Annotated in this window: 14 protein-coding genes; 5 read left to right on the top strand and 9 right to left on the bottom strand. The window is 59.6% G+C overall.

All coding sequences use genetic code 11. The features are described from left to right. Positions 1-160: 160 nt before the first annotated feature. The 5 genes from FRT59_RS17350 to FRT59_RS17330 all read right to left on the bottom strand — a co-directional run bounded on the left by FRT59_RS17350 (position 161) and on the right by FRT59_RS17330 (position 5,587). Positions 161-1,612 (bottom strand): outer membrane protein transport protein, encoded by a 1,452-nt coding sequence (locus FRT59_RS17350; protein ID WP_034119905.1) that lies wholly within the window; start codon positions 1,610-1,612, stop codon positions 161-163. Positions 1,613-1,732: 120 nt separating this feature from the next. Next, positions 1,733-2,236, bottom strand: a complete 504-nt coding sequence (gene praB, locus FRT59_RS17345) for an alkane oxidation protein activator PraB (RefSeq protein ID WP_034119906.1) — start codon at positions 2,234-2,236, stop codon at positions 1,733-1,735. A gap of 134 nt (positions 2,237-2,370) precedes the next feature. Further along, entirely contained in the window at positions 2,371-2,865 is a 495-nt protein-coding gene (praA, locus tag FRT59_RS17340; RefSeq protein WP_034119908.1) for an alkane oxidation protein activator PraA, read from the bottom strand. Between the two features lie 133 nt (positions 2,866-2,998). Next, positions 2,999-4,279: an alkane 1-monooxygenase gene (locus FRT59_RS17335; protein ID WP_153871814.1), complete on the bottom strand. Its 1,281-nt coding sequence runs from the start codon at positions 4,277-4,279 to the stop codon at positions 2,999-3,001. Between the two features lie 309 nt (positions 4,280-4,588). Then, positions 4,589-5,587, bottom strand: a complete 999-nt coding sequence (locus FRT59_RS17330) for an alpha/beta fold hydrolase (protein WP_153871813.1) — start codon at positions 5,585-5,587, stop codon at positions 4,589-4,591. 290 nt (positions 5,588-5,877) lie between these two features. Here FRT59_RS17330 and FRT59_RS17325 point away from each other — a divergent pair, with 290 nt between their 5' ends. Genes FRT59_RS17325 through FRT59_RS17315 form a run of 3 tightly spaced genes read left to right on the top strand, consistent with a single transcriptional unit; the run spans position 5,878 to position 9,161 of the window. Then, entirely contained in the window at positions 5,878-7,416 is a 1,539-nt protein-coding gene (locus tag FRT59_RS17325) for a flavin-containing monooxygenase (protein ID WP_153871812.1), read from the top strand. After that, entirely contained in the window at positions 7,413-8,303 is an 891-nt protein-coding gene (locus tag FRT59_RS17320; protein WP_153839554.1) for an SDR family NAD(P)-dependent oxidoreductase, read from the top strand. The genes FRT59_RS17325 and FRT59_RS17320 overlap by 4 nt, the downstream gene beginning before the upstream one ends. Before the next feature lie 15 nt (positions 8,304-8,318). Then, positions 8,319-9,161: a metal-dependent hydrolase gene (locus FRT59_RS17315; protein ID WP_034119912.1), complete on the top strand. Its 843-nt coding sequence runs from the start codon at positions 8,319-8,321 to the stop codon at positions 9,159-9,161. A 31-nt stretch (positions 9,162-9,192) separates the two neighbouring features. On the opposite strand, the gene FRT59_RS17310 is transcribed toward FRT59_RS17315, so the two are convergent. Further along, on the bottom strand, positions 9,193-11,262 hold the full coding sequence (locus FRT59_RS17310; RefSeq protein WP_034119913.1) for an EAL domain-containing protein: 2,070 nt from the start codon (positions 11,260-11,262) through the stop codon (positions 9,193-9,195). A 346-nt stretch (positions 11,263-11,608) separates the two neighbouring features. On the opposite strand from FRT59_RS17310, the gene FRT59_RS17305 reads away from it, so the two are divergent. Further along, positions 11,609-11,863 (top strand): hypothetical protein, encoded by a 255-nt coding sequence (locus tag FRT59_RS17305; RefSeq protein ID WP_233094268.1) that lies wholly within the window; start codon positions 11,609-11,611, stop codon positions 11,861-11,863. Positions 11,864-11,874: 11 nt separating this feature from the next. Further along, positions 11,875-12,204 (top strand): DUF6388 family protein, encoded by a 330-nt coding sequence (locus FRT59_RS17300; protein WP_153871811.1) that lies wholly within the window; start codon positions 11,875-11,877, stop codon positions 12,202-12,204. A gap of 8 nt (positions 12,205-12,212) precedes the next feature. Here the strand turns inward: FRT59_RS17300 and FRT59_RS17295 are convergent, their stop codons facing one another. The 3 genes from FRT59_RS17295 to tssM are packed head-to-tail and all read right to left on the bottom strand — an operon-like array spanning position 12,213 to position 17,142. Then, positions 12,213-13,055: a serine/threonine-protein kinase gene (locus tag FRT59_RS17295; RefSeq protein WP_153871810.1), complete on the bottom strand. Its 843-nt coding sequence runs from the start codon at positions 13,053-13,055 to the stop codon at positions 12,213-12,215. Continuing rightward, the gene (locus FRT59_RS17290) at positions 13,052-13,813 is read right to left on the bottom strand and encodes a PP2C family protein-serine/threonine phosphatase (RefSeq protein ID WP_153871809.1); all 762 of its coding nucleotides are present in this window, start codon (positions 13,811-13,813) and stop codon (positions 13,052-13,054) included. The genes FRT59_RS17295 and FRT59_RS17290 overlap by 4 nt, the downstream gene beginning before the upstream one ends. Further along, positions 13,780-17,142 carry a type VI secretion system membrane subunit TssM gene (tssM, locus tag FRT59_RS17285; RefSeq protein WP_153871808.1) on the bottom strand — a complete coding sequence of 1,121 codons (3,363 nt, stop codon included), beginning with the start codon at positions 17,140-17,142 and terminating at the stop codon, positions 13,780-13,782. Before tssM ends, FRT59_RS17290 begins: the two co-directional genes overlap by 34 nt. Between the last annotated feature and the right edge of the window lie 15 nt (positions 17,143-17,157).

Genomic DNA, 17,157 nt, shown 5'->3' with positions numbered 1-17,157 from the left:
ACTACAAACTTAAAAGAGTAAATTCAAATTTTGTTTTGAAATTTTTATTTAACGCTTTGGCACAATAATCAAAGGCCGAACGAGTCAGCCTTCAGAGCAGTAATCAAGATCGTTCAGGCAGTGAGCACCAGATGCCTCCAGCGCTCATGCCACGGTGGGTTTAGAACTTGTAAGTAGCTGACAGGCTGACAATGTCGCCTGAGGACTCGGCCGAACCGTCGAGCCGGCCGCCGCCGAGTCGGTCAACGTTCTGGGTCTTGATGTTGACCTTCTCAACAAATTGGTGCGAATACGCGGCGTCCAGGGTCAGGCCAGGAACGGCCTTGATATCGTAACCCGCACCCAGCGAGAGAAAATAACGGTCGCCGTCAGGGATACGTGGATCGCGCGTGGAGTTGCGGGTCGGCGTTTGGTCATACGCCACACCAGCCCGCAGGGTCAACTCATCCGTGGCCTTGAAGTCACCACCCACCGAGTACATCCAAGCATCCTTGTAGTTATAGGGAATGGCGACGATGGTCGATCCCTGGGACTTGAGCGTGAGGTCCTTGAAGGACGACCACTGGGTCCACATGGCACTGACACCCAAGGTCCACCGGTCGTTGAACTGGTGTACCCAGTCAAGCGCGGCGGTTGCTGGAATATCCAACTGAGTGCTGGCGTGGGCGCCATTGGGGTACAGCTTCAGCCCAGGGTAAGCCGTTTCGACCAGCGTTTTGCCGTTACCGAAGATCGTATCGTCGGTCATCAGGCCGTTGTTCAAGGCATCAGCCCGGACGCTGTATTTGCCCGTCATTTTGTTTTTGATTTTGGCGTGGTAGTTAAGGCCCAACGAGTCACGATCAGTCGGCTTCCAGACAACGCCGGTAAACCAACCAGTAGAGATATTGTCGACCTTCACCCGCATCAGTGCAGTACCGACGCCCGCCGGAAATGCACCGTTACCCAAGCCTGGAGAGACTGACGCCGCCGAAAACAGATCGACGTTCTGGCTGACGAAGCCTTGACTACGCTGGACGATAAGGCCGCCACCGATGGAGAAGTCGTCACGCACTTTGAAAGACAAGGAGCCCGTCAGGCCGACGGTCTCGATTTTGGTGTCCACGGCGAAGTCGCGAAACTTGGAGTTTTCATTCCAGGTGGTACGCATACCTTGCGGCACGACTTGGCTGAGACCGAATGCAAAGCGGTCACCGATGGGGATAACCAGGAAACCGGTAGGCAACCAGGCGGTGAAACCACCCTGGCCGCCATCATTGTTATTGAGTGTTGCCGTGCTGGGATCAAAGCTGCCATCGGGCAACACTGCAGTATTGCTCACCGGATTACCGGTGTAATCGTAAGCTTGGCCGCTGTATTTGATTTTGACGCGGGCGTAATCCACGGTCTGTTGAACCACGGATTGGTCGACAAACGCCATGGCCGCCGGGTTGTTGTAGGCAGAGCTTGGATCATTCTTGAACAGAGAGCCGCCGCCGAATGCTCGGCCCCAGCCAGGGGCACCGTAAGTCGGCGTGGAGAAACCACCCGCCTGCACGGGCGCAGTCGTCATCAACCCCCCCAGTATCGCCAGCCCCAGCAGTGTTTGAGCCTGTTGTTTCTTACTGATCATGCGGCACTCCTTATTATTATGCGCTCCCGGCATCGCCGGCTTTCCACATCAGCCGGCACCTCTGGCGAGGCGCCGGCCTTTCAGCGGGTGATCAACCCTTTGTCCTGCAACGAACAGCCGTTATGGGTTGACAGTCAGGCCAGCGGCAGTGGTGGTCAACGAGACAACGTTGCAACCCCCGCTCAGAGCCTGGTTGGCCGCGGTGAGCGTGTGAGTCGCAGCGTTCCAGGCCACGCTGATGGTGGATGGGCCGCAGTCAGTGCCGGGGATGATGATGGTCTTTTTGATGGTGTAGCCCACGTTCTCCACTTGACCGGCAGTGCCCGACAAGGCGGTCAGCTTCCAGCCTGGCGACGGGATGCTTTTCAGGGTTGGCAATGCGCACAGACCGCCGCCGGTCAGGGAGGCATTGTTGATAGTGGCAACGCCGCCACTGACATTACCGCTGAAGGTAATGCCACAGGTCACAGAGCCCCCGAATGAAGACGGCGACTGCACCACGATAGAACCTGCGGTGGTGGTGAAAGGGCCTTCTGGACTGATCGAAGCCGCGCTGGCCATCGAAGCAGCACCCATGCAAACAGCCAGAGCAGTCAACGACACGAGAGTTTTCAAGCTTTTCATTGTTTTTCCTCACATGTTATGGCGATTCGTTTCGCCAGGGGTAATGGCCATGATCGAGAGGTCACGGTGAAACTGCAGAACTTCCCTTTCCAGCCAAATTTCAAATCATCTACCGCTACAACAGTCGGATTCTTTTATTCGATAACTTTGAAGTTGGGCGGCATCTTGATCGACACCGTGTTGATCTTGCAGTCTTCGCCAATGGCAACATCGGCGGCTTCCAACTTGCCGGTGGCGTTGTCCCATGTACCGTCGGCCGTTGAAGGGCCGCACTTGCCGCCCAGGCCAAAGGCATGCACATCCACGCTGATCTTCGACATCGAGCCGCTTTTCGTATCTTTGGCTACCAAGACCCAGGGCAAGTTGATCGCTTCCACGCGACTGCACTTGAGGCCGCCGTCAAACTCGACTTTATCGACATTCACTGATGAACCATCGGCCGCGACCTTGCCGGCGACCTTGATGGTGCAGTCGGCGCTGATCAGCTTGCCTTTGGAAAAGCTGATGGGCCCTTGGGCAGTGAAGGCACTGCCCGCGGGTTCGATACGGGCAGCCTGGGCCTGGTGATAGAAGATAAGGCCCATCGCAGCCAACAGGACATGCGTGGTGAACGTGGCAGGGCTTTGCATGGTGGACGTCCTTCCCTTGAAATTATTTTTGTAGGGTCAAACCACTTTCGTGCACTCAGAACTCAATACCTTGGGCGATAAGAAGCTGCGCGATCGACAGATCCCGAGTACGCCAACAACGGTTTAATTCACGTCAAAACGGCTTTGCACTATTGCTGTACTTCTCCAGATACTTCAGGCGCTTTGACGGTTGAAGATTGGTCAGGGTGATATCCCCGGCATAGTGATTGAGTACGCGATGATCCATGCGCCGCCGCCATAAGTACGGTACATAGGCCCAGACAATCATGCTCGCGTAGCCATACGGCAGTTGCGGTGATTCATCGAAGTGACGCAACGACTGATAACTGCGAGTGGGGTTGGCATGGTGATCGGAATGCCGTTGAAGTTGGAACAGAAAGATATTGGTGACAATTCGATTACTGTTCCACGAGTGGCGTGGCGAGCAGCGTTCATAACGGCCATTGGGCAACTTCTGGCGCTTGAGGCCGTAGTGCTCGACATAGTTCACCACTTCCAGTAACGAGAAGCCGTAGATGCCCTGGATAATCAGGAACGGAATCACCGCCGCCCCCAGCCAGGCAATCATTGCGCCCCACAACACCACGCTGTACATCCACGCGCTGAGCACGGCGTTCTTCCAGTGCAGGGCCGGCAGGCCGAGTTTGCGCAGGCGTTCGCGTTCCAGGTTCCAGGCCGACACGGCGCTGAACCACACCGAGCGCGGCAGGAACGCCCAGAAACTTTCGCCCAGCCGTGAGCTGGCTGGATCTTCCGGCGTGGCGACACGTACGTGATGGCCACGGTTATGTTCGGTGTAGAAGTGCCCGTAGAACGTCGGCGCCAGGGTGACCTTGGCCAGGAACACTTCCAGGGGCTTGGGTTTGTGCCCCAGTTCATGGGCAGTGTTGATCGCGATGCCGGTAGCGGCGCCGGTGGACATCGCCATGCCCAGGTAGGTGAACACGCTGATTTCACCGTGCAACTCGGTGCGCGCGGTAATGAACGCAGCGGTCTTGGCCAGCCAGTTGGAGGGCTCCAGCGTGGCCGTGGCGTGCAGCAGGCCGCCGTTGATGATCCAGTCGATGCCACCCGCGGCGAGCCAGCCGGTGATAACCACCGAGGAGATCACAAACACCACGCCGGTGTAGACGATCCAGCGATAGTAGCTCTGGGACTCAAGGTTGCTGACGGCAGACTCTGGCGGGTTGCTGACGTCTTCGCCGAGCAGGCCGTCGATCAAGGGAATGAAACCGAAGATGATCAGCACGCCCACCCACCACAGTTGCTGTACGCCGGTGGTGATCGCCAGGGCGCCGGAGAGTAAGGGAGTTGCCAGGGGCATGATGCCGAGCCACCACAAGTGGCGTTTGCCGTCAGTCCAGACGTTTGGGGCTGCCAGGGTCTGGTTCATGGCAGCCTCCGTACGCAGTCGGTGGGCAGTTGGGCAGCAAACAGGTTCACGGAGCGCTGACTGCCCCGGGAAATCAACCATGCGATAAAAGACGTTGTTTTCATTATTTTATTCGCTCTTAGGCATTTCAAAAATAATTTCAAATTACACATTGAAATAATTTTTTTAAATAAATAGCGCGGAATCGTTAGGTCGTCAACTAGTTTTTCAAGCCCTTTTTTACGTGACCGGGCAGTCTCTTTTTAAGCCGATTGGTCAGGTGTCTAGGGCAGGCATCAACGCCTTTGAACCGCGAGTCGGGTCGCACGTTTATTTACTCGCCAGGGCAATGGGCGGGTGCAGCAGCCTGACGTTTTCCCCAGGCCGAACGCGCTTGGCAATCTGCTCCACCAGCGCCGCGACTCGCTCTGTCGCGGTGATCGGCAACATATGCCCCCGCCCTTCCACCACCTGCATTTTCAGCCCTGGCACCTTGCTTGCCAGGGCCTGGCCGTGTTTCTGGAAGTCGAGCACCTTGTCCCGCGCGCCATAGATCAGCCCGATGGGCAGGGTCAGTTGCGGGTAGCGCTTGACCATGTCCGGCAGGTAATCGTTGACCCGGTTGATCTCGGTAGACGCGGCGTAGAAGTTATCGGGACGCATGCCCAGCAACCCGCCGCCGCGGGTGGCGAAGTCCGGCGGTGCAGCATCGGGGGCGAATACGCCCTTGACCACCGCATCTTTGGTCAGCAGGCCCAAGGGCATCGTCAAGGTATGAGCTATCCAGCGCCGTAACCAGGCCGGACGTACCGCCAAAGACAGGAATACCAGCGGTAACACGCGCTGGGGGTGGGTCAAGGGCGCTACCAGCACCAACCCGGACACGGCGTGGGGATGGTCGAGGGCCAGCGCCAAGGCAATCGCACCGCCCAAGGAATGCCCGAGTACCAGCGGCTTATCCAAGTCAAGCGTATTGATAAAGGCCGCGACCTGCCGGGCCTGGCCCGGCAAATCTGCTGCCGTGCCACGGTGCCGGGTGGAATAGCCCGACCCCGGTCGGTCGAGCGTAATCACGCGAAAATGTTCACGCAGTTGTCCGGACAGCGCATAAGTCAGGTTGCGACTGCTGCCCATCAGCCCGTGGATCATCACCAGCGGCGGGCCCTTGCCCTCCTCGACATAATGAAAGCGCTCGCCCTGCACCTCGACGAAGCGCCCATTGATCGGCACGGCCGCTTCAATGCGCCGCGTCATCCAGGCACTCAAGCCCCATAACGCCGCGCTGGCGCCCACCAGCACACCCGCAGCGACAACCCATTCGACAGCCATAGCTCGGTCCTCTGCTTCCCTGCTGCTGGCGACCCGACCGGAATTGATCAGGGCCTCAGCCATCGTCCACACCTTGGACCTGGACTTAGTGCACTGCGCGGTCGTCCGTCGGACAAATCGCATATGCGCAACAAGGTCCTAGCGTAGGCGAATTTTTCGGGTAGATTATTTAAAATCTTTTTTAAAATAAATAATTCAATTTTCCTTTGCAATGGTGTTCTATCTAAAAGACAAAACAAAAACAGGAGCCCATCCGATGCCCAAGCGTTTTCTACTTATGAGGCAGCTCTATGAATGCCCACAGTGATTCAATCGACATCGCCATCATTGGCTCGGGGTTCGCTGGCCTGTGCATGGCGATCAAACTCAAGGAGGCCGGGCTCACCGACTTCTTCATCGCTGAACAGGCCGAGACCCTCGGTGGCACATGGCGCGACAACCACTACCCGGGTTGCGCCTGTGACGTGCAGTCCCAGGTGTATTCGTTTTCCTTTGCGCTCAACCCGGACTGGACGCGGCAGTTCGCGGCGCAACCCGAGATCCGTGCCTATCTGGAACACTGCGCAACGCGCTTCGAACTGGCGCCCTACCTGCGTTTCGGCATGGGCCTGCACCGTGCGGTATTCGATGAGCACCGGCAACGCTGGCACCTGACCTTCAGCAACGGCCGCCAGGTCAGCGCTCGGGTGCTGGTATCGGGGATGGGCGGGTTGTCGCGCCCGGCGATGCCGGACATTCCGGGGCTGGACAGCTTCAAGGGCAAGCGTTTCCACTCCCAGCAGTGGGACCACGATTACTCCTTGAAAGGCAAGCGCGTGGCGGTGATCGGCACCGGCGCCAGTGCCATTCAGTTCGTGCCGCAGATCGCGCCGCAGGTGGCGCATCTGGACCTGTTCCAGCGTACGCCGCCGTGGATCATGCCCAAGCCCGACCGGCCGATTTCAACGCTCGAACGCTGGCTGTTCAAGCACGTGCCGTTCACCCAAAAGCTGGTACGCGGGGCTTTTTACTGGGCATTGGAGGCTCGGGTGGTGGGTTTTGCCCTGCATCCACGCCTGATGAAGATGGTGCAGAAAATCGCCTTGCGTCACCTGCGCAAACAAGTGGCCCGCCCTTCCCTGCGCAAGACGCTGACACCGGACTACACCATCGGCTGCAAGCGCGTGCTGATCTCCAACGACTACTACCCGGCCCTCTCGCGCAGCAATGTCGAGGTGGTCACCACTAGCGTGCTGCGTATCGAAGCCGACGGTGTGATCACCGCCGACGGGATCAAGCATCCCGCTGACTGTTTGATCTTCGGCACCGGTTTCCAGGCCAGCGACCCCTTGCCCCGAGGCTGCATCATCGGCCGCGGCGGCATCGACCTGATGGACGCCTGGGGCGAAGGCGCGCATGCCTACAAAGGCACCACCGTGCCGGGCTATCCGAACCTGTTCCTGATCGTCGGGCCCAACACCGGCCTGGGGCATAACTCGATGATCCTGATGATCGAGGCCCAGGTCACCTACATCCTCGACGCCTTGAAACACATGCAGCGCCAGCGCATTGCCACGGTAGAGGTCAAGCCCGACGTGGAGCAGGCCTACAACCACCAGTTGCAGGACCAGCTCAAGCGCACCATCTGGAACACGGGTGGCTGCCAGAGCTGGTACCTGGACCCACGCACCGGCAAGAACACCACGCTGTGGCCCGGCTCGACCTGGCGCTTCAAGCAGGTCACCCGCCACTTTGCGCTCAAGGACTACGTGGCCAGCCCGCTGCCGATGCCCTGCGCGCCACGCCCAGCAGCCGCGCCCCACTCCGCCACAGAAGGCAGCCTGTCATGAAGTCATTCAACGGCCGCGTTGCGGCGATCACTGGCGCAGCCTCAGGCATGGGTCGCGCACTGGCCTTGGCCTTGGCACGGGAAGGTTGCCACCTGGCCTTGGCGGACAAGAACAGCCAGGGCTTGGAGCAGACGCTGACACTGATCCGCACTTCGACCTTGTCGCCGGTAACCGTCACCACTCAGGTGCTGGACGTCTCAGACCGCCAAGCCATGGAGGCTTGGGCCGCACGCTGCGCGGCTGAACATGGCCAGGTCAACCTGGTCTTCAATAATGCCGGGGTGGCGCTGTCGAGCACGGTAGAAGGCGTGGATTACGCCGATCTGGAATGGATCGTCGGCATCAACTTCTGGGGCGTGGTGCACGGCACCAAGGCGTTCCTGCCGTACCTCAAGGCCAGCGGCGACGGGCATGTGGTCAACACTTCCAGCGTGTTCGGCCTGTTTGCCCAACCCGGCATGAGCGGCTACAACGCCACCAAGTTTGCCGTGCGCGGCTTCACCGAAGCGCTGCGCCAGGAGCTCGACCTGCAACGCTGTGGCGTCTCGGCCACCTGTGTACACCCCGGTGGCATTCGCACCGATATCTGCCGCAGCAGCCGTATCGACGCAAACATGACGGGTTTCCTCATCCACAGCGAACAGCAGGCCCGCGCCGACTTCGAAAAACTGTTCATCACCGACGCCGACCAGGCCGCCAAAGTGATCCTGCAAGGCGTGCGCAAAAACAAGCGCCGCGTACTGATTGGCCGCGACGCCTATTTTCTCGATCTGCTCGCCCGTTGCCTGCCATCGGCCTATCAAGCGCTGGTGGTGTTTGCCAGCCGGCGCATGGCGCCCAAGCCGCGCACGCCGGTGTTTGAAACCAACGACGAGCCCCGTCTCTGAACAGGAGGACGCACCATGTTGCCGATCCGTCGCGATATCCGCTTTGCCTTGCCTGCCGAGCGCATCAAGAACTGGCACGAACAAGGGCCGGTTATCAGCCATTTCTTCAATGCCCTGTCGCTGTTGTTCCCCCAGGGCGAGCTGTTTTTCATGGACAGCGTGCGCCACTACCGCGGGCAGATCGACGACCCGGAACTGAAAAAAGAAATCCAGGGCTTTATCGGCCAGGAAGCCATGCACAGCCGCGAACATGTGGCCTACAACGACCTGCTGCAAGCGGCCGGCCTGCCGGCACACACCCTCGACCGGCGCCTGAAATTCTTCCTCGACCTGCAGAAAAAACACCTGCCGCCGTCGTTCAACCTGGCGGTGACCATTGCCCTCGAGCACTACACCGCGATGCTCGCGGAAATCCTGCTGAGCGACCCGTCACGCTTTGGCGACTCGCTCAAGGGTTACCAGCAGATGTGGTACTGGCACGCCCTGGAAGAAACCGAACACAAAGCCGTGGCATTCGATGTCTGGAACCGCGTGATCAAGCCGGGGCCCGCACGCTACCTATTGCGCACCGGCACCATGCTGACCACCACCGTGATGTTCTGGCTGGTGGTGCTGGATTTCCACGTGCGCCTGCTGATTGCCGACCGCACCTCGGGCGGCAAGCTGAAAGGGCTGTGGCGCATGGTCAAGTTCCTGTATGGGCCAAAGGGTGTTTTTCCGCGGATGGTGCGACCGTGGTTGCATTATTTCAAACCGGGGTTTCATCCTTGGGATCATGACAATCGGGCACGGCTGGCGGGAATAGAGGGGTTGGTTGAGGAGATTGAACGGACGCGCCGAGGGTATGAGTCGGCCTAGGCTATTTGGTGGATCGGCCGTCAGTCCACCCTCAAGCCCAAGCCACCCGCTCACGCACAAAGCGTGGCACCTGATCGCCAGGCAATGCCTTGCTGAAATACCAACCCTGGATAAACAACTCAGGGCCCGTATTCAAGAAAGCCAACTGCTCGGCGGTCTCCACGCCTTCAACCACCACCCCCAGGTTCAGCGCCTCGCAGAAACGCAACATGCCGGTCAGCACCTGGGCGCCCTTGGGGTCGCGCTGGGCGACCACAAAGCTGCGATCGATCTTGATGAAGTCCACGGGAAACTGGTGCAAATAGCTCAATGCGGAAAAGCCGGTGCCAAAGTCATCGAGATACACTTTCGCGCCCAGGGACTGCAGCTTCTGGATAGTCTGGCGGGCCGCCGGGATATCGCTGACCAGCGCATCTTCGGTGATCTCCACCGACACCAGGCCATGAGCCTGGGCGAGAACTTCCACCAAGCGATCCCCATAGGCAGCATCCTTCAGGGTGGCACTGGAAATATTGATGGTCATCGGCAACTCAAAGCCGACCTTCTGCCATTTCTGATATTGGCGCACAGCCTGGGACGCCACCCACATGTCCACGTCCGGCATCAGCCTGGCCTGGGCCAGCCATTGCAGGAACTCCCAGGGTGAATGCACCTTACCTTGACTGTCCCGGGCGCGCATCAATGCCTCACACCCGGTGCACAGGCCGGTGCGGGTGGACACCTGGGGCTGGAACTCAAGGTAGAACTCGTAATCGCTGATCTGCTGGATGCGGCTCAATTCGACGGCTTGCCGGGCCATGCTCCGGTGGGACGCCAGCACCGGGTCAAATTCCAGTAGGCGGCCTTTTTCCTCAAGGCCACGAAAGGTCATGTCCAAGGACTTGAGGTACACCGTACCGCCATCCGTGGATTGGCGGTGGATCGCCCGTACATAGGGCGCATACACCAGCGTGCCTACGCCCAATAGCGCCAGTTGCAACACCACGGCCGCCACATCGCCATGGGTGCTGAGGTAGGCATTGAGCAGCACCGGGGCGGTAAACGGCACGCTGGCCACCGAAGGCGAAACCCACCCCAGCTGTACCGCCGTCAGCGCCAATATCGTGTTGAACGCCGGCACCAGTAGAAACGGTATGAACAATCGCGGGTTGAGGATGATCGGCAACCCGAACAACAGCACCTCGCTGACGTTGAATAACGACAACGGCAAACTGGCAATCGCCAGCAATCGCATGGACTGGCTGTTGGAAAACAGCAGGATCGCCAGCAGCAGGCACAACGTCGCGCCGGATCCTCCGATAAAGGCAAAACTGCCCAGCAAGCCGCTGTTGAGCAGGTACTGGACCGGCTCCCCCGCCGCCAGCGCCGCAGCGTTGAGCACTACGGCCTGGTCCAGTACATCGAACAGCGGCTGCATGGCATACACGCCATGAATGCCGAAGAACCACAGCAACGAATTCATCAATGTCACGAACAACCCGCTACCGTAGGGCGTTTGCAGCGCATCGAGCACCTGGGGGCCCTGCAACTGAGCTACATAGGGGATCAGCAGCAGCAACGAAAGCACCACCACCAGCACCAACGCAGTGATCGCACCTGGGATCACCATATTGATGGTGCCCTTGAGGTTATGGCCAACCAGGTCCTCGTTGACCAGGCGCGTCCAACGGTAGCGGTGCAGCCAGGCAATTGCCGGCACATTGATCAAGGGTGAGGCAATAGCGATAAACAGCAGGAAAGTGGCCGAAGCCCGCGGATAGTCGCGCAGGATGAAGGTTGCAACCACCACATGAGCCAGGCACAGGAACGCTACCGGCAGCTGTGGCAGGCGGTGCTGAATCGCCAACATGTAACCGATGGAAGCCGCGACCAGTAATGGAATCACTGAGCTGATCTGGTTATGCAAACCCGCCAGGAAGCCCACCACCTGCGGACCAAACCCCAGCACCTGGGCGCATTCGGAGAGGATCAGAAAGCCGGCTGACACCAACAGGCACGGCAGGATCCACAACAATCCCTCACGAATCGCACGCAACGATTCAGTGCTGGCCAAAACCGCCAGGCGCTGGGTAAGGAAAAGTTTGAACAGCGTTTGCCCCATGAGCCGTCCTCTGCCCGTCACCGAATGCCGCTGGGAACCAGGGCCGGAAACACTCGCTAACGCTACACGTCCTGCTAGTGGAAGCGAAAGCCTTTTGCCAACACTCGCCACGCTTTCTCAGCAGTAAATGCGGTCTCGCTGCACTGATTCCCACATGAAATATCGAACTTTCTGACCTGAGTCATCCCCTAATGCTGTCTGAGTCGGTATCATCCGCGCCTTTCTGCGTGTTAAAGGATGTTACAAACTGCGTAACAACGGGCGCGCGCTCAGGGAATCCAGCCCGGTACGACAACTGGCACCAAGGAGAGAGAGCTTCACTATGCAAGACAAGCCGTCGAGTAACATGAGTCCCCTATTTGTCACCATCCTGCTGTGGTTATGCAGCGTGGTATTGCTATTTGTCATCAAGAACGTCATTGAACTGTTTACCGGGCCTGTCGCTGAGACCTGGGTAGACCTGGCATTGGTAATGGTCGCTTACCTGATGTTCTTTCTGCTGGCACCTGTGCATAGCTGGTTGCGACGCAGATCCCGCAAGCGTGCTCGCCATCACGTCAGCGCACGCGCCTCCGATACCGGCTCCCGCCCTTCTCACTAAGGTGCACGCCGTTGTCAGCACCCAGCGATACCTACCAACGCGCACTGGACACATTCCTGCGCGAACACCCGCAGATCGTCGCCGACCTGGACAGCCTCAACCCATTGGCGGCCCAGGCCAGAGGGGAAACCCTGGCGCAGTATCGTGCCGAACGCTTACATGAAGCTTTCGAAGCGCACGCTGAACAGCAACATCTGTTCGCTTGGGAGCTGACGCTCAAGTTGACGGCCGAGTCCCACGAAGCCTACGAGGCCCAACGCCGCGAAGTGCATAAGGAAGTTGCACAGATGGCCGGCATGGACTGGGTGGAGTACTGTCACCTGCATGACCTGGCCGTTTGACCCTCGCCCTACAAGTACCATCGTGGCCGGCTGCAGCCAATGACTTCGCGCAGTTCGGCGACCGTTATGCGTCGGTGTTCCGGGTCAATCGCCAACGCCGAACGTAACGCTGGCCAGCAATGCCTGGGCAGTTGCACGGGCCGCAGCAGCCGCCCCGTGGAGGTGCGTTCGCCAATGCGCTTGCCGTGGGCCAGCTCGTACAGAATGCAGGCCACGCCGTACACGTCGGCAGCGGTGGTCAGCGCACCGCCGGCCAGCAATTCCGGCGCTGCGTAGGCGGGTGTCCAGGCATTGAAACGGCTGCGGCTAACACTCGGCAAACCCACCGCCGCCTGCGATTGTGCATGCCCCAGGCCAAAATCGAATAAACGCACGCCTTCGTCGCCCACCATGACATTGGCCGGTTTGACATCCCCGTGAACAACGTTTTTCTGGTGGGTGTAGGCCAATGCATCCAGCAATTGCAAGGCAATGGGTTGCAGTTCCCGCCAAGGCAAGCCAGAGGAGCATTCCAGAAGCAGTCGGTCGAGGGTCACCCCTTGCAACAGCTCCATGGTAAAAAAAGCAATCTGGCTGTGTGTATCGACCTCAAACGAAAACATCCTGATCACACGGTCGTGCCGCAGGCCGCGGGCCAATGCAAACTCGCCGTACAACAACACATGCGCATCGGCGCACTGGGAAATGGATTCGCCCAGCAGCTTGAGTGCCACGTTGGAACGGGGCTCGCCAAACTGCTCATGCAACAGGTCGCGCGCCCGATACACCACGCCCATGCCCCCCCTGCCCAGGACGTGCTCAAGGTGATAACGCCCAACAAGTAAACGGGAGGGTTGGGACACCGAGTTCAAGGCTGCACCACTACCGCAGTCAGGTCATCCCGTACCGGTCTGCGCAACGCCCCGGCAAATAACCGCTCCACCGCCTGCTGGGGAGTTCCCATGCTCAATGCACGTCCGAGGTCAACATGGCTGAGGGCCTGGTACAGACCATCACTGCACAATAAAAATACATCCCCTGGACGGGTGCTGAGTTCCAACACCTCAAGTTGCAATCGCGAGCGCGCGCCCACAGCCCGGGTCAAGGCCCTGGCGCCAGGATAGGCCTGCGCTTGGGCCACGCTGATGTGACGCTCATCCATGAGACGCTGCAGCAGCGAGTGATCCCTCGACAACTGGTAGAGACTCTGGCCGCGCCATAGATAGCAGCGACTGTCTCCCGCCCAGATACAAGCCGCCCGGCCTTTCTCCAGGAGCAGTGCAACCACGGTACTGCCCGCCATCTCGTTACCCTTTGCGCCCGGCTCTATCCACTCATTCCTCAAGCGCTGGTTGACCCCCTGCAAACTTTCCCGAACTGCATTGATGCGCTGATCAAGGTTGCCGTGAGCCGATACTGCCGCCAAGTTGCTGACCACCCACCGGCTAGCGACATCCCCGTGCCGATACCCGCCCATTCCGTCCGCCACCGCCCAGCTGCCAAGGCGCGGGCTGTCCAGGAATGCATCCTCATTGCGCAACCGCGCCTGCCCTCGCTGCGTACGCCCAGCGCTACGCCATTGGGCGACCCCCTGGCTCACAGTTGCTCCGGCAATCGGAAGGTGCGCCATGTGTCGATGTCAAACGGGCCAGGCGTGCGTTGGCTGGTCAGCAGGTAATTAGCGCGCAGGCCGGCAAGGTCTGCCTTGAAAATATGCATATTTCGCCCACTTGCAGGTTCTTTCTGCAGCAGATCAAAAAACCGGAACAATGACCACGCCCCCGCGTTCTTCTCGATTCCCAATGGCCGCTGCTCCATGCCTCTCTCCAGCACGAGGCTGCTGCGCCCGTTGTCTGCATCGGTAGGCCAATGGAACGCCATCGGCACGATCGGACCGTGGCGGTACTCCAACTGCTGGTCGCCAAACCGAAGGATCGCGCGGCTGACCGATGGGTCCAGGCTGTAAGGCGCCAAGCTGAATCGCACAGACAATTCCCCGCCGTCCTCGTTGAAAAAGCCGCGGCGGATTAACTGGGCTTTCATCAGCTGGTCCAGCAACGCACGGGAAACCGGCAAACTCTGGCCATCCAGCCCCCGCAACCTGTAACGGGCGCCGTCGGCGCTGATAAATGGCCGCAGGTAACCTTCATAAAAGCGCGCCATCACCCCTTGTGGCTTGAAGAACTCCTGAAAATCGTTAAGGGCTACATCGCTGCTCGCGTGGGCGTTGAACGGGTAACGTCGGCGAATCGCCTTGGCGTAAAGACTTTGCACATCACTCTGATAACGCTGGTTGACGTGCACATAGGCCTGCTCCAACACATGCCGCCAACTGTCATCGGCCAAACTCTCGAACCAACCGGCAAGCGGCAGCGGTAGACGTGCAGCGGCATCTCGCAGATTGCCCAATACATCCTGCTGCCCCTCCATACGTCGCCTGGCACGCATGAAGGCCGCCTGCTCTGGCGTGCTGTCACGGTTCAATGCCGTCAGTTGCAAGTGCAGTTCGTCCAGCAAGCGTAACGCCTGTGTCAACGCTGCGCCGGGGTTTTGCTGCTCATCAAGCAACTGATGCAAGGGCTCAAACCGCCGTTGCAATGCCCGCCGCGGCACATCGGAAAACCCCGCCTGCTCATCCGCCAACACCGCCTTGGCCACCCCGCCCAGCGCTCCCGGGCGCTGGGCCACCTTGTCCAACAATTCGTGACCAGGCAGCAACCGGGTGTTCTCGCGCAACTGCTGCAACAGCGCAATCAAGGGCGACTGGGCTGATGTCAGGTTCATAAGCAGCTCGGCATCCTGGCGCAGGTTGTCGGTCTGTTGCAGCCTGACACGACCGAGGACGTCGCTCCAGGCATCGGCATACTCACTGAAGTAGCGTTGTTGCAGTTCGGTCATCAGCCGGCGCAACTCCTGGGGACCCAGGTCGGTGCCCTCCCCCAGCACCCAGTTATCCTGGGCGATGGCATTCACCAACTTCGGGCCCTGGGCCTCCAAGTACTGCACATACCTTTTTGTATAAAAACCGGGAACAGGAGGGTCGATGGCGGCAAACACCTTGCCCTCTGCCAGGCGCAAAGGCTCCAGGTTGCGTGCTTGTTCGCGCAGGACGCGATACACCACATCGGCCAATGACTCTCCCCTCAGTGCTTCGCGGGCCTGGGCCACCCGTTCCTCGTTGAGCGGCGCGACAAACGGCCGCTCAAGCAGGCGCGAAAAGTGCTCGCTCAGGCGCTTTTGTGTCGGCGCATCCCCGGCAAAGCGCACCGACCAGAGGCCCGTCACATGCTGTGCCAACCAGGTCGGCTCACGGCGCTCGCGCAGATTGAGCATCAGGTATGCGCGCAGGTTGTCCAGCATCCGCTCCCTATCCCCAAGGCTGGCGTGTACCTGCTCTTCAAGCTCGGCGGTTAGCCAAACCAGCAGTTGTTGCAACGCCTGCTCATAGGCTTGGTCGACCATGGGCCGGCTCAGCTCGCCCTGATACAGACCGGCACGCTCGACCAGGCGTACATCTTGCGCTGCAGGAAAAACCTGGGTCGCCGCCAGCCGCGCATCCAACAGCGCCAACAGTGCCGTGCTGTCATCGCTGGCGGGCGGGACGAGCGGCGTAGGTGCTGTCAGTGCCGCCAATTGCGCCAGGCGTTGGTGATTGATAGTGAAACTGTGCATCCACAGCCCGCCGACACTGCCAAGAACCAGTGCGACAGCCATTGCCTGCAGCCCCTGGCGCCGACGAATGCGCTGCTGTTCGTGAACCTGCAGGCCCGCAAGGTCGGCTTCGGCAAAGATCACGCGATTGAACAGGCCCTGCACAAAGCGAGCCTGCCCCTCATCGGCGCAGGTCAGGAAGAACCCGCGCAAACCATTGATAGGTTGGTAGCGATGAACGGAAAACGCCATTTCCACAAACAGGCTGACGCGCTCACCTATTCGTGCCGCCTGCTGGGGAAATTCCAGCATCTGGCCGCGACGCTCGACACTGCGCTCCTGGTGTAATCGCACAATCAGCTCACTGTTCAAGCGCTGTAATAATCGCTCGACCGCCTGGCGAACCAGCGTGATGTCAGTACCTCCAGTGCCGACGTCCAGGTGCTGCCCAAGTACGCTGTCGGCGCTTTCCCCATGGAGTGAGTCAAAGAACTCAGCGAACCCCGGCAATCGGTCGGCCTGGGTCAACACCAGGTAGATCGGCACATCCACATGCAACGTCTGTTGCACCTCCTGCAAGCGCGAATGTACACGACGCGCATGGTGGTCCAGGTCGTACTCGTTGGTGCTCAACAGCGTGTCTACCGACAGCGTTACCACCACGCCATTGAGCGGGCGCACTCGGCGGCGCCACCTGAGCAGGTTCAGCAAGGTGGCCCAGCCTGCGGCATCCACTGAACTGTCGGGCTGGGTCAAGTAGCGCCCTGGAGTGTCGATGAGTACGCATTCGTCGGCGAAATACCAGTCACAATGTGCACTGCTGCCCATCGGCCGGGTATCAGCGTGATCAGGCGACAACTGCAAGCCGGCTGCCGCGAGCAGTTGCGTCTTGCCACTGCCCTGCTCTCCGATCAACAGGTACCAGGGCAGGTCATGGCGCCAACGCGCGTTACGCTCTCCATAACGGCGGGATGTTCTCAGCCAGTGGACGGCTTCCTTGAACCGACCGCGTACGTATCGATGCTCGTCCTCTACCCACGTCAACGGCTCGTGGGGCTCCAAGGGTTCAGGCCTTTGCCGCCTGGCGACACGGCCACCCCCTGCAAAGGCCATCACCAGCCCCCACAGCAGAAACAAAACGCTGATAGTGACCAGGCGAGCAGGTGCCCCCTGCCAGATGCGGTGGTCATCCACCGCCAGCAACGGCCCCAAAAACCACACCGCTGCCGCACAGGAGAGCACCAGCAAAAGGCTCCAGACCCAAAACCTGCCCAGCAGCACGCCCACACCCTTGAAAAATGCGCTCATTCATTGCTCCCAGCG

It is taken from the genome of Pseudomonas haemolytica (assembly GCF_009659625.1).
Taxonomy (GTDB): domain Bacteria; phylum Pseudomonadota; class Gammaproteobacteria; order Pseudomonadales; family Pseudomonadaceae; genus Aquipseudomonas; species Aquipseudomonas haemolytica.
The sequence above is the reverse complement of the archived record's forward strand: the minus strand, read 5'-3'. Positions and strand labels throughout refer to the sequence as shown.